The 13,411-nt window shown below is 40.8% G+C and carries 15 protein-coding genes; 7 read left to right on the forward strand and 8 right to left on the reverse strand.

Translation table 11 applies throughout. The features are described from left to right. The 4 genes from trpD to trpA form a co-directional block, all read left to right on the forward strand. A partial coding sequence (gene trpD, locus Phpb_RS07930; RefSeq protein ID WP_240492459.1) for an anthranilate phosphoribosyltransferase occupies positions 1-673 on the forward strand: 673 nt, incomplete at its 5' end. A gap of 2 nt (positions 674-675) precedes the next feature. Further along, positions 676-2,040 (forward strand): bifunctional indole-3-glycerol-phosphate synthase TrpC/phosphoribosylanthranilate isomerase TrpF, encoded by a 1,365-nt coding sequence (gene trpCF, locus Phpb_RS07935; protein WP_065389876.1) that lies wholly within the window; start codon positions 676-678, stop codon positions 2,038-2,040. A 73-nt stretch (positions 2,041-2,113) separates the two neighbouring features. Beyond that, positions 2,114-3,304: a tryptophan synthase subunit beta gene (gene trpB / locus Phpb_RS07940; protein ID WP_065389877.1), complete on the forward strand. Its 1,191-nt coding sequence runs from the start codon at positions 2,114-2,116 to the stop codon at positions 3,302-3,304. After that, complete coding sequence (gene trpA, locus Phpb_RS07945; RefSeq protein WP_046397254.1) at positions 3,304-4,110, forward strand: tryptophan synthase subunit alpha; 807 nt, start codon at positions 3,304-3,306, stop codon at positions 4,108-4,110. Before trpB ends, trpA begins: the two co-directional genes overlap by 1 nt. A 36-nt stretch (positions 4,111-4,146) precedes the next feature. Here the strand turns inward: trpA and ompW are convergent, their stop codons facing one another. Continuing rightward, positions 4,147-4,788: an outer membrane protein OmpW gene (ompW, locus tag Phpb_RS07950; protein WP_046397253.1), complete on the reverse strand. Its 642-nt coding sequence runs from the start codon at positions 4,786-4,788 to the stop codon at positions 4,147-4,149. Positions 4,789-5,226: 438 nt separating this feature from the next. Here ompW and Phpb_RS07955 point away from each other — a divergent pair, with 438 nt between their 5' ends. After that, positions 5,227-5,997: a YciC family protein gene (locus Phpb_RS07955; protein WP_065389878.1), complete on the forward strand. Its 771-nt coding sequence runs from the start codon at positions 5,227-5,229 to the stop codon at positions 5,995-5,997. Between the two features lie 177 nt (positions 5,998-6,174). Here Phpb_RS07955 and Phpb_RS07960 read toward each other — a convergent pair whose 3' ends face one another. From Phpb_RS07960 to Phpb_RS07980, 5 genes are all read right to left on the reverse strand, one after another. Beyond that, positions 6,175-6,702 (reverse strand): Ail/Lom family outer membrane beta-barrel protein, encoded by a 528-nt coding sequence (locus tag Phpb_RS07960; protein WP_065389879.1) that lies wholly within the window; start codon positions 6,700-6,702, stop codon positions 6,175-6,177. 614 nt (positions 6,703-7,316) lie between these two features. After that, positions 7,317-7,874 (reverse strand): Ail/Lom family outer membrane beta-barrel protein, encoded by a 558-nt coding sequence (locus Phpb_RS07965; protein ID WP_065389880.1) that lies wholly within the window; start codon positions 7,872-7,874, stop codon positions 7,317-7,319. Between the two features lie 404 nt (positions 7,875-8,278). After that, positions 8,279-8,680 carry an HVO_A0114 family putative DNA-binding protein gene (locus Phpb_RS07970; protein WP_065389881.1) on the reverse strand — a complete coding sequence of 134 codons (402 nt, stop codon included), beginning with the start codon at positions 8,678-8,680 and terminating at the stop codon, positions 8,279-8,281. A gap of 4 nt (positions 8,681-8,684) precedes the next feature. Continuing rightward, a complete protein-coding gene (locus Phpb_RS07975) occupies positions 8,685-9,050 on the reverse strand; it encodes a toxin-antitoxin system TumE family protein (protein WP_065389882.1) in 366 nt (121 codons plus the stop codon). 81 nt (positions 9,051-9,131) lie between these two features. After that, the gene (locus tag Phpb_RS07980) at positions 9,132-10,862 is read right to left on the reverse strand and encodes a SulP family inorganic anion transporter (protein WP_065389883.1); all 1,731 of its coding nucleotides are present in this window, start codon (positions 10,860-10,862) and stop codon (positions 9,132-9,134) included. A 338-nt stretch (positions 10,863-11,200) separates the two neighbouring features. Between Phpb_RS07980 and Phpb_RS07985 the strand changes: the two genes are divergently transcribed. Both Phpb_RS07985 and yciA read left to right on the forward strand, forming a co-directional pair. Then, positions 11,201-11,737 (forward strand): septation protein A, encoded by a 537-nt coding sequence (locus Phpb_RS07985; protein ID WP_065389884.1) that lies wholly within the window; start codon positions 11,201-11,203, stop codon positions 11,735-11,737. Positions 11,738-11,814: 77 nt separating this feature from the next. Then, on the forward strand, positions 11,815-12,246 hold the full coding sequence (gene yciA / locus Phpb_RS07990; protein WP_065389885.1) for an acyl-CoA thioester hydrolase YciA: 432 nt from the start codon (positions 11,815-11,817) through the stop codon (positions 12,244-12,246). Between the two features lie 68 nt (positions 12,247-12,314). Here the strand turns inward: yciA and tonB are convergent, their stop codons facing one another. Together tonB and Phpb_RS08000 are read right to left on the reverse strand one after the other, a co-directional pair. Further along, positions 12,315-12,995, reverse strand: coding sequence for a TonB system transport protein TonB (gene tonB / locus Phpb_RS07995; RefSeq protein WP_075489423.1), 681 nt, complete (start codon positions 12,993-12,995; stop codon positions 12,315-12,317). Between the two features lie 102 nt (positions 12,996-13,097). Beyond that, complete coding sequence (locus Phpb_RS08000) at positions 13,098-13,280, reverse strand: YciY family protein (RefSeq protein WP_036777128.1); 183 nt, start codon at positions 13,278-13,280, stop codon at positions 13,098-13,100. Between the last annotated feature and the right edge of the window lie 131 nt (positions 13,281-13,411).

Raw genomic sequence — 13,411 nt, forward strand, 5'->3', positions numbered from 1 at the left:
TAATCGCAGTGTTTCCAGTCGATCAGGTTCTTCTGATTTGTTGGCAGCGTTTGGTATCGCTCTTGATCTCAGCGCGGAATGTGCCCGTAGCGCATTAGATGAAATCGGCATCTGTTTCCTATTCGCACCTCAATATCATCTTGGATTCCGTCATGCAATGCCGGTACGTCAACAACTGAAAACCCGGACTATATTCAATATATTAGGTCCTCTGATCAACCCGGCTCGTCCACCACTGGCTTTAATTGGCGTCTACAGCCCTGAACTCGTTGGACCTATTGCCCACACCTTACAGGTTCTCGGCTATCAACGGGCGGCGGTTGTTCACAGCGGCGGCATGGATGAAGTCGCACTACATGCGCCAACGAAAGTCGCAGAACTTAATGACGGAGAAATTATCCATTATCAATTAAATGCTGAAGATTTTGGTTTACAACATCATCCAATATCCGCATTAAAAGGAGGTTCACCAGAGGATAATCGTGAAATGCTCAGTTTATTGTTACAAGGGCGAGGCAAGAAAGCGCATGCTGATGCCGTTGCGGCTAACGTTGCCCTGTTAATGAAAATTCATGGACAGGAAAATTTACGTCATAACACCCAACAAGCTCTCGAAGCCATTCACAGTGGCCGAGCTTATGAACGAGTCATAGCACTTGCAACAAGGAGTTAATCATGCAAGCCACCATTTTACAGAAAATTGTTAATGATAAAGCCGAATATCTTATTGATCGCAAACAACAGCAACCATTGGAAGGTTTTATTGATGCCGTTGTTGCCAGCAATCGTCATTTTTATCAAACGTTAAGTAGTGAACAGACGGTTTTTATTCTGGAATGTAAAAAGGCTTCTCCTTCTAAAGGCGTTATTCGTCAAGATTTCGATCCCATTCAAATAGCGAAAATTTATCAACCTTATGCTGCCGCCATCTCTGTATTAACTGATGAAAAATATTTTCAGGGTAGCTATGAATTTCTTCGCTTAGTCAGTGACGCTGTTGACCAGCCGGTATTGTGCAAAGATTTTATTATCGATCCTTATCAAATTTATCTTGCCCGTTATTATCAAGCCGATGCAATTTTACTGATGCTTTCTGTTCTTGATAATCAGCAATATATTGCGCTGTCTGAACTTGCCCATAGCCTGAATATGGGCGTACTGACGGAAGTCAGTTCAGAGGAAGAGCGAGCCAGAGCAGTGGCGCTAAAAGCTAAAGTGATAGGTATCAATAACCGTGATCTGAGAGATCTTTCTATCGATTTAAACCGTACCAAGCAACTTGCGCCACAGTTACCAAAAGAAACAATTGTTATTAGCGAGTCGGGCATCCACCAGCATCAACAAATTCGTGATCTTAGTCATTATGCTAATGGCTTTCTCATTGGCAGTGCTTTGATGGCCCAATCCAATCTGGACTTGGCATTACGTCAATTGATTTTGGGTGAAAATAAAGTCTGTGGGTTAACGCGTCCACAAGATGCTAAAGCGGCATTACAGGCAGGTGCTGTTTATGGTGGTTTGATATTTGCTGAACATTCACCACGTAATATTAATATTCAACAAGCCCAACAAATTATCAATGCGGCAAATCTCAAATATGTAGGGGTATTTCAAAATCAATCATCTGCATTCATCAGTCATACCGCCCGTACTCTTTCTCTGGCTGCGGTGCAATTACACGGCGCAGAAGGCGAAGTTTATATTGCAGAACTGCGAAAAACACTGCCTGAAAATTGTCAAATCTGGAAGGCAATTGATATGTCGAAAGAGGCATTTCACGTCCAAGCCGAAAATGTTGACCGTTATTTACTGGATAACGGCAAAGGTGGAACCGGCCAAAGTTTCGATTGGCAATTACTTGAAAAGCAATTACTCGCCAATGTCATGCTAGCCGGTGGGTTAAATGAAGAAAATTGCCAACAAGCAGCAAAATATGGCTGTTGCGGCCTTGATTTTAACTCTGGCGTCGAAAGCGCACCCGGCATTAAAAGCAGTCATAAATTAAATAAAGTGTTTCAGCTCCTACGCTGTTACCAATAAGCAACAATTTACCGATTAATTACAATTTACCGATTAATTACAATATTCTGATTAATGACAAGTGGACAAATAAATGAGTAAGCTTAACCCCTATTTTGGTGATTTCGGTGGACAATTTGTACCACAGATCCTTATTCCAGCCCTTGAACAATTAGAAGCCGCATTTATTGCCGCTCAACAAGATCCCGAATTCCAGCAAGAATTTCAAGATCTACTGAAAAATTATGCCGGCAGGCCAACGGCATTAACGTTATGCCGTAATCTGACAAAAGGCACCAAAACTCGTCTTTATCTGAAACGTGAAGATTTATTACACGGCGGCGCTCATAAAACCAATCAGGTACTTGGTCAGGCATTATTGGCGAAACGCATGGGCAAAAACGAAATTATTGCAGAAACCGGCGCTGGTCAACATGGTGTAGCAACCGCCCTCACCTGTGCGCTTTTAAATATGAAATGCCGCATTTATATGGGCGCTAAAGATGTGGAGCGCCAATCCCCTAATGTTTTCCGCATGCGCCTGATGGGAGCCGAAGTCATTCCAGTTCACAGCGGCTCCGCCACCTTAAAAGACGCCTGCAATGAAGCATTACGTGATTGGTCTGGCAGCTACGATAAAGCCCACTATTTATTAGGGACTGCCGCTGGGCCACATCCCTATCCGACGATGGTTCGAGAGTTCCAACGTATGATCGGCGAAGAAGCCAAATCCCAGATTCTGGCAAAAGAGGGACGCCTACCCGATGCCGTGTTAGCTTGTGTCGGCGGAGGCTCCAATGCCATTGGTATGTTTGCCGAATTTATTCCTGAAACATCAGTTCGCCTGATTGGTATTGAACCTGCCGGGCTAGGTATTGAAACCGGTAAACATGGCGCGCCACTGAAACATGGCAAATTGGGGATCTATTTTGGTATGAAATCGCCAATGATGCAGACAGATGAAGGCCAGATTGAAGAATCTTATTCTATTTCCGCCGGTCTGGATTTCCCTTCCGTTGGCCCTCAACATGCCTATCTGAACAGTATTGGACGAGCTGATTATGTTTCCATCACCGATGATGAAGCATTAGAAGCATTCAAAACCCTTTCCCGTGAGGAAGGCATTATTCCAGCCCTCGAATCCTCTCATGCACTGGCTTATGCTTTAAAAATGATCCATCAAGCGCCTGATAAAGAACAGTTACTGATCGTTAATCTATCCGGTCGCGGTGATAAAGACATATTTACTGTCCACGATATTTTAACATCCAGAGGGGAAATCTAATGGAACGTTACGAGCAGCTATTTAAACAACTGGAAAGTCGTAAACAAGGTGCTTTTGTCCCCTTTGTCACACTAGGCGATCCAAACCCGGAATTATCACTGGAAATTATTGACACTCTAATTGCAAGTGGTGCTGACGCTCTTGAGTTAAGTATTCCTTTTTCTGATCCGCTAGCTGACGGACCAACTATTCAGAACGCTAATCTGAGAGCCTTCTCTTCAAATGTAACCCCCACACTCTGTTTTGAGCTATTAACAAAAATTCGGGCAAAATATCCTGATATTCCTATTGGTTTATTAATGTATGCCAACCTGGTTTTTCATCATGGAATAGACGAGTTCTACCGCCGTTGCAAAGATGCAGAGGTTGATTCGGTATTAGTTGCAGATGTTCCCATGTCAGAATCACGGCCATTCCGTACCGCAGCGATGAAACAGGGTATCGCTCCTATTTTTATCTGCCCTCCCAACGCGGAAGATGAACTATTACGTGAAATTGCCTCTTATGGCCGCGGATATACCTACTTATTATCAAGAGCAGGAGTGACCGGTATAGAAAGACGAGGTGAGAAACCGTTAAATCATTTAGTCAATAAACTATGGGAATATCATGCTGCGCCACCGTTACAAGGATTTGGTATTTCAGAACCTAAGCAGGTAAAAGAGACATTAGCGAGTGGTGCAGCAGGAGCCATTTCAGGATCTGCCGTCGTTAAAATTATCGAAGAAAATCTTTCCCAGCCAAAAATAATGCTGGAGAAGCTGGCTGAATTTGTATCAAAAATGAAGTCTGCCACTCAACTTTAATACAAAAAATGGGGCAAAATCTGCCCCATTTTTATATTAAAAGTGATAACCAACCCCAAACATAAATACCCACGGATCAAGCCGGGTATCAATTTTATATTGCTGGTCACCTGCTTTAAATTTCACATCCGTTTCAATGTTTACCCACCACACAGAGGCGTTCAACATCCAATTCTGATCTAACTCATAATCCAAACCAACATGCCCCGCAACACCCCAAGAATCCTTCAAATCCAGACTATGTAAGTTACTATCTTTAACAGCCGAATTACCATTGAATTTTTCGTTAAAGAAAGTGGTATAGTTAAGACCAACCCCAACATAAGGGCGGAAGCTACTTTCTTTAGAACCGAAATAGTATTGCGCCATTAATGTCGGCGGGAGATGTTTTACTTTAGCAATATCACCAACACCCGGTAAACTTACCCGATGCTGGAAGGGTGTCCCCGCCAGTAATTCAAAACCAATATTATCGGTAATCATATAACTGAAGGTTAAACCCATCTGGGTATTATTATCCGCACTCAAAGAACCCACCCCTAATACATTATCAGAACCCGTATTAGGTCTTACTGTCGCAGTACCTGTGCGGAAAATGAAATCACCCGCTTCATGAGCAAAAGCGAATGATGGTGCTAAAGTTGCCGCTGCTAATACAAATGCAGAAATTTTTTTCATTATTCATCCCATTCCTGTGATTTAAAGTCAATTAAAATATACTCATATATTAGAATTTATGATCCAAGACAGATCACATCTTTCAAAGAATTTCAGTAAAACCGCATATTTACAATATTATTATTTCAATTAGGAATTATTTTGAATTGATCCAAATCAAAATTTACTTATTATTAATCAATTAGAAACCTTTTATTTATATACCTGTTTCGATGTTTTATCTTTCCTCTCATTATATTTCCATTATGTTCTAATAAGGTTAATTTTATGTTTATTTTTGTCTTAAAAATATAAAGTGAAGAACTTTTTTCTACTATCAACAATCACCGTTAACCATTAATTTATCCGTATCATCTCGTTTCTACTATCCACATTTCCCCATAACAAGGTACAATCAGCCCTTATGCATTGTTGTTTAACCTGATAGGAGCTGTCTTCATGCCAATCACGGCGAATACCCTGTACCGTGACAGTTTTAACTTTTTCAAAAATCAACTGTTAAGTACCCTGACCCTAGCCGTTCTGGCGGCTCTGGTTACCACCTTATTGGGGCACCTGTTTATTCCTGACAGCGAACAGATGAAGTTGCTGACAGAAGCAGAATTTACGTTTGCCACTTCAGGCAAGGCCGGTATTCAGGAGCTGGTGTCTCAAATGACCCCAGAGCAACAGTCAATGATCATGCGAGCGGGAATCGGGACCATTTTCTCAAGTATGATTGGCAGCGTGCTGCTGGTCGGCGGAGTACTGACGCTGGTTTCGGCGGTTTCAGCGGGAAATCGTATCTCTTCACTACAGGCGATTGGTTTATCCGCAAGCCAATTACCGAAGCTGTTCCTATTACTGCTTATCTGCACCCTGCTAATTCAACTGGGCTTGATGCTGATGCTAGTACCAGGCATTATTTTGTCTATCGCACTGGCTTTATCGCCCGTGATTATGACTGCTGAACGTCGCGGCGTTTTTGCTTCTATGAAAATAAGCTGGAAACTGGCATTTGCTAATATTCGTCTGTTGGTTCCGGCAATTCTTTTATGGCTGACCGCAAGGCTCTTACTGGTATTTATTATTGACCGCCTAACATTCATTCATAGCGAGATGGCAGGGATTATTCTTGGTGTGTTCAATAACCTCATTTCAGCTATTTTGCTGATTTATCTGTTCCGGTTGTATATGCTGATTGCCTCTTCACAACCAAAATCAATATAAAATAGCTATTCAAACAAAACCCCATAGTGATAAAACTATGGGGTAAACAGAATAAGCTAGTTATAGCTGGATGAGCACATCGTTGCTATTGATATAAATACAAAAAATTCCCTGTCATATAACAGGGAATTTCTATAGAAGAGTTAGCTAAATTAAGTAAAAATTAACAAATTTCTATTAGAACCGATAACCTACGCCAACTACCCAAGTGCCTACTTTAAGGTCGCCCAATCTGGCGTCATTAAATTTTGCGTATTCATAGGATGTATCAATAGTCCAATTTGGCATAGGGTTAAACTGTAATCCCAGTCCGTAGCTGACAGATGACTTACCCTCGGTATATGACCCATTCAAAACAGGAACTTCAAACTCTCCACGCGCAGCACCAACCATACCATATATACTAACATATTCATTAAAGCGATATGTAGGACCCGCCATCAGGGAATAATAATTCACATCAGATTTATCGAAACCCTTGTGGGTATATGTTAATGAACTAATAACGCCAAAATTATTATCCAACTCGTAGCGGTACTTCAGGTTGAAGCCCTTTCCCTTTGGATTACCATCAATCTTTTCACCATTAAACTTTACATGACTCTGAGCATAACCACCAGAAATCGTGTGTTCACCGGCATTTGCCGCAAATGCGAATACAGATAAACTTGCTGTCACCACTGAGGCCACTAATGTACTTTTCATTGAAAATCCCTAATGTTATATAAAATTATAGAAAAGATTAATTACGGGCCGTAATTATTTATCAGCAACCAATAGAAAACAACTCAATCCCGTCTTTTGTTAAGTTTCCGTTTAACAAGATCAAGTAATAAATATTTCCCGCCTTGATCAGAGTAATCTCTCCATATCAATCGGCTATTTTTCGTACTTATGGCATTTCATCACTATTGAAATAAATGCAAAAAAATTCCCTGTCTTACAACAGGGAATTTTGCATAGAATATACAGTGATAACTAATTAAAGGAATAATCTTTAGATTACATAGCTAAACATGGACGAACAATTTCAACTAAATCGATATATGGAGACTAAATCAATACAAATCTATAAATAAGATTTTCTGGCAAAAAATAGTCACAAACATATATCCGGTTTTAATAATCCCTGATGAAAATCCGTACTCTCTGTTCTCATTATTTCGATAGCCTTGATGGATAAACTATCTGCCAAGCTAAGCTAACAGGGAGTCGGTTTTAACATTACTTTATTATCTTCAGCCACTTAATAAAATTGCACAGAGCGCAAAAGTTGGACTGAATTCCCTTTAAAGGAACGACTACATTGGAAATACTATTTAGAATCGATAACCCGCACCAATTACCCAAGTGCCCACTTTGAAATCACCCAGTTTTGAATATTCATAGGACGCGTCAATAACCCAATTTGGCATAGGGTTAAACTGCAATCCTAAACCATAAGCAGCAGATGTCTTACTTTCTTTATAGTCAAAGTCATAGTCATTAGCAACACCCAACGCAGAAGTTTCACCCTTTACTTTCCGGTGTGCTGCACCCACCAGACCGTATATACTCACATATTCATTAAAACGGTATGTAGGGCCAACCATCAGAGAATAATAATCTAAATCAGCCGTACCCACTTTGCCGCCATAATCGTAGAAATCATAGCCCTGATGTGTCAGCGTGAATGAACTAATAACACCCCAATTATTATCCAACTCGTAGCGATATTTCAGGTTAAAACCTTTTGGGTTTTCATCAAGTTTTTCACCATCAACTTTCACATGACTCTGAGCATAACCACCCGAAATCGTGTGTTCACCAGCATTTGCTGCAAATGAGAATACAGATAAACCAACTGCCACTGCTGAGGCTATCAATGCCTTTTTCATTGGAACGTCCTAAATAGTTATTTTACAAGTAATAATGATTTTGCTTTGTTAAAATATACTTATCGAAAAACAAAATGTAACGTGGTATTAAATACTTAATGCTTCAATCATATTGTTTTTTAAAAAGAAATTTTAAAATAAGGCAGGTATTCAGGATCTGACATCTCAGATAATAGAAGAATGACGCTCAATAATCATACGTTCAGGAATTAATAACTATTTTTCTCAATGATAATTATCAAATGTGATTATTTTATTTCTCGTATTCACTTTCTGTTTTCAATAACGCTATTACAGTTGAATTATTATTCAATCAAACCCCATAGTGATAAAACTATGAGGCTGAAAGTTTACGTTGTATTAATTTATATGGTGTTAATTTACATAGTATTAAATTTGCTATTTCAAGCTGCTATATTTTTAGCCCTACAAGATGACATAACCCTTTCACTGATTTCTTGCTCAATTTTTATTTCAAAGTCAGTAAACAGTGCCTTTGGTTTTACACTTTTATTACTTTTTTCAAGCGTGACAAAACCATGTCGGCTAAGCGTCTTTAATGTGACTGACAAGTTGCTTGGTTTCCTTCCTGACAGATTAGCCAGCTCTGCGATTGTCTCTGGTTTGTGCTCATCGATAAGACGCAGAAGCGCAATATTGTCACTACTAAGTACTTGAGCAAGAGCAATCATGGAAGTAAACCAGATTTTAGGCTCATCAGGTTGAACAACATATTCACCTTTAATAATAGCCAATGTGCGTTTGCGTATAAGCTCTTCATTCATCACGCCAATGAGTGCTTTCATCGTATTACCCTCTTTTTTCGCGTTCAGCGATAATTTCATCAATTTTAGTAAAGAAATCCTCAATTAACTGATATGCAGAAGTAAATTCATACGGAACACCTTTATCTATGGAGTTTCTGTGAACATGGTCATACACCAATCGTCCTCGGTACTGACTTCTCTTTGGTGGAATAATTGCGTGCGCATTATCCATGCCAAATACTCGCGTATTGTATTTGTCATGTAGCGTTAAGTTATAACGAATACCATGTGGAATGAAATTCGTCGGCTCAACTGTCCATACTTCAATTTTCCACCAATAACCATCATCCCGATAGACTCTCTGACCATGCAACCCAAGTAAGACGTCCAAACCTGAATCAAATTGCATGACTAAAACCTCCTTGTTTGTTATGATCTAATCATAATCTTTTATTCAACGAACTTCAAGTGAACAACCAACTGTAAATTATTATCTTTTAATGTAATTCGAGTACCATTCAGGCTTACTTTGGATCATTCGTACCGCAAAATAGAGATCGGGCGCCACAATCAGATCGTCATCACTACTTTGCAGCTTATTCTGTTTTATCCAACGGGTAAGTTCTGTCCGGCGACCAGCGAGCACCAATGTGATATCTCTGACTTTCAATTCACTAATCAACTCATCAATAGCAGCAAATACACTGACATCATCATGGGTAAAACTCACAGCCGCGTCGACAACCAGCCAACCCGGACGTTTTTGCGTTTTGTTAAGTTTTTGAATCCTGTCAACATGCTGCAACACCCGCTTTTTAAAATAACTAACATTGAAATAAGTCAATGGTGAATTAAATCGATACATCATTACACCATCTATTGGTTTAATATCATTGCCATGATTCATTGAATGAATCATTCCTTGGTCATTCACCCCTAAGAGCTGATCTGTCGGGCGGAATATAATTCGCAAAAACTGTAATAAACCAAGCAAAACGGCGAAACCAACACCGTTAATCAAACCAACCACCAGCACGGCAATTAATGTAAATAGTGATAAAGTAAATGCCTGATGATTTCTTTTCCTCAGTGACCAAATCTGCCGTAAGCCCAACAGTGACGATGCCGAATAAATCAACACCACACCAAGCGATGACAACGGGATATAAGCCAGGAAACTTGTCATAAATAACAAGACCAGCAAAATAATGGTCGCTGCGATAACCGAGACCAATTGCGTTTTCCCACCAATCGCATCATTAACCGCAGTACGACTGCTGGCGGCACTGACAGCAAATCCTTGTGATAAAGCAGAAGCGATATTCGCAATACCTAAAGCTCTAAGTTCATAATCTGCATCAATCTGATAACCATTTTTACTGGCAAAGCTACGGGCCGTCATCATAAAACTGACAAAACTGATAACAGCAAGGTTCAAAGATGGGATAACTAGCTCACGCATAATACCTGGCTGGAAATCGGGCACGGGTACAACTGGTAATCCCCCACCGCTGACACTACCCACAATCTGAATGCCATATTTTTCCAGACCAAATTGCCAGCTTACATAAGTCGCTAATACCATTGCCAACAAAGGCCCCGGCCAAGTCGGACGCAAAAAACGCACAGTGAGCAAAATCAACATCGTAGCAACAGACATTGCTAGCGTCGGTAAATGTGTATTCATCAGTTTGGCAGGTAACGCGATCACCCGTTCAATCAATCCCGCCGGTACGCCAGCAAAACCAAAGACTTTCGCTAGCTGATCCACAATGATTGTCAATGCGACACCGTTCATTAATCCTTTCAGGATCGGTCTGGAAAGAAAATCAGCAAACGCGCCTAATCGGAAGTGGCTGGCGAGAACACACCATATCCCAGTCATTAAGGTCATTACGATCGTGAGCTGCCAGCGTACATCTTCATTATCAAAAACCAATGGCGCGACAGCCGCCGCAATAACGGCACACGTTGCTGCATCCGGCCCGACAATCAACTGTCTTGAGGTACCAAATAATGCATAAGCGAACATGGGTAAAATACAAGCATAAAGACCGATAATTGCACTTATTCCCATCAATTCGGCGTAAGCAATAGCAACCGGCAGCGCAACTGCGGCGACAGAAAACCCGGCTCTTAAATCATGACTCAACCATTCCTTGCGATAATGAGAAAAATTGCCCAACCCTGGCATCCAACGCTGTAGTTTTTTCCACTGCATCTGGTTTATGCCCTCTTATTTTTCAACGGGTTTTAGCTATAATGCTGCGTTATATGCTCACTGACAACCGGAAGTTAATTACGCCGCGCTTTATGATAGAATTCTGCGAAACCGCTCGATAAAAATCTTTTTTATTGAGAGATATATACCCTATGGATTTCAAGATGCATCGCGGCGGCAAGGGAGCGAATCCCCGGGAGCATAGATAACTATGTGACTGGGGTGAGTGAGCGCAGCCAACAAAGAAGCAACTTGAAAGATGACGGGTATACCCTATGGATTTCAAAATGACTAAAATCGGATGATAATCAGATGCCGAAATTACAATAGGTTCAAATATGAAACAACTTTTAGACTTTCTACCTTTAGTCGTCTTTTTTGTCGTATACAAAATGTATGACATTTTTTACGCTTCTGGAGCGCTGATCGCCGCCACCGGTTTAGCTGTCGCTATTACTTATTTCATCTACCGGAAAGTAGAGAAATCCTCCCTGATCACTTTTATCATGGTTGCTGTCTTCGGTACTCTGACTTTAGCTTTCCACAGTGATCTATTTATCAAATGGAAAGTTACCGTCATCTATGCATTATTCTCATTAGCCTTGTTAAGCAGCCAATGGTTTATGAAAAAACCACTGATTCAGAAAATGCTAGGAAAAGAGTTAGTTTTACCCGATCTTGTCTGGAATAAACTCAATATGGCATGGGCGCTGTTTTTTATCGCCTGTGCGCTAGCGAATATTTATGTCGCATTTTGGCTACCACAAGATGTCTGGGTTAACTTTAAAGTATTTGGTCTAACCGCCCTGACTCTAGTTTTCACCGTGCTCAGTGTAGTATATATTTACCGTCACCTGCCACGCGAACAGAAGTAACCCCATTCAAATGGATACCTGCCTGCTATCGTCTGTAGGCAGGTATTGTTTTTTCATCAAATAAAGTAAAGTTTTCAATGACACAACAACAATTACCTAACGGAGAGTTAGTCCTCCGCACACTGGCTATGCCCGCTGATACCAACGCCAATGGAGATATTTTTGGTGGATGGTTAATGTCACAAATGGATATTGGTGGTGCAATTCTGGCAAAAGAAATTGCGGAAGGCCGTGTTGTCACTGTCAGAGTAGATGGTATTACTTTCCTGAAACCTGTCGCCGTTGGTGATGTCGTCTGCTGCTATGCACATTGCCTCAAAACCGGTAACAGTTCGATTACCATCAATATCGAAGTCTGGGTGAAGAAAGTCGCCTCTGAACCCGTCGGTCAACGCTATCGTGCAACCGAAGCGGTCTTCACTTATGTCGCGGTTAATGAAGATAATACCTCCCGTCGATTGCCAGAAGGCAAAACTCACTTTCAGCTCACTAGCAGCACTAACGAATAAGGCTAATTACTAATGGAAAAAGGAGCGTGTTGATAATGCTCCTTTTTTTATTTCCATTTCCCCGATAATCAGGATTGAGATATACCCGTAATTTTGAATTCGACGGTGGTGATATAACCAACCGCAGGTATTTTTTCATAGCGCCATTTTCTCATCGCTTTTTTCACCTCCCTTTCAAAAACATTGGGTGGATTAGCGCCAATGACTTCTATATTTTTTACCCGTCCATCTTCATCAATATCATATTTGACTTTTACATAGCCTTCGGTACCCAATGCCGAAGCTCTGGATGGGTAGACAGGTAACGCTTTACTTAATGCCCTTGGCCCATTCTGCGGTTTAACCACCGGTTTATTCTGATTATTATCAGTACGGTTAGCCAGCGCATTCTGATTAAACTGCGGTTTTTCCGGTTGTTCAGCTCTCTTTTCAACGGGTTCAGATTGCTTTTTAACAACCTTCTTCTTCACTTCTGGTTTCGGTTTCTTCACCTCTGGTTTTGGAATTACCGGCTCCGGAACAGGTTCCGGCTCCTCCGGCTCTGATTCAGGTTCAGGCGCAGCCGGCTCTGAAACAGGAACTTCTTCAGCCGCTAACTGAATCATAGCGACAGACATAAGTGCAATATCAGACTGTTTTTCCGGCATTGCAGAACAAAAAAGAGCGGCAGCAATAGAAATGTGCAAACAAACTGATAGCAATATTGGCCAACGTATCCAGCGCATAAGGGAATTCTTGATTAGCAGCATAATAGTCAATCCTCGAATGACTGCTAGTTTAAATGCAAATAGCAATCATATTCAATAAAGATTGTAGGTGAGCGTGAATATAAGGCCAAAAATATTATTTTTTCAATGTATCCATTCGCCATGCTGAACAAACAATAAAGCTCGACGCTGTTTATAACCATTTAATTTACGTAGTGAATAAATGCGTAAATTACGTCTTGATTGCCCTTCCAGCCAACGGCGCCGACGGTTAGAATTCTGGCGTAACATCCGCCACCGCCCTACTTCATTCCGACTACGTTTCATAAAGTCATACCTATAAAAATATCACGCTCATTATAAGCCTTTAAAAAAGATATCCAAGGCGTATCTGGATAGTACTTTTTATATCAATAATGCGAAATGACTAATATCAAGTATGATGCTTGCAGTATATT

Source organism: Photorhabdus namnaonensis, assembly GCF_001684335.1.
Taxonomy (GTDB): domain Bacteria; phylum Pseudomonadota; class Gammaproteobacteria; order Enterobacterales; family Enterobacteriaceae; genus Photorhabdus; species Photorhabdus namnaonensis.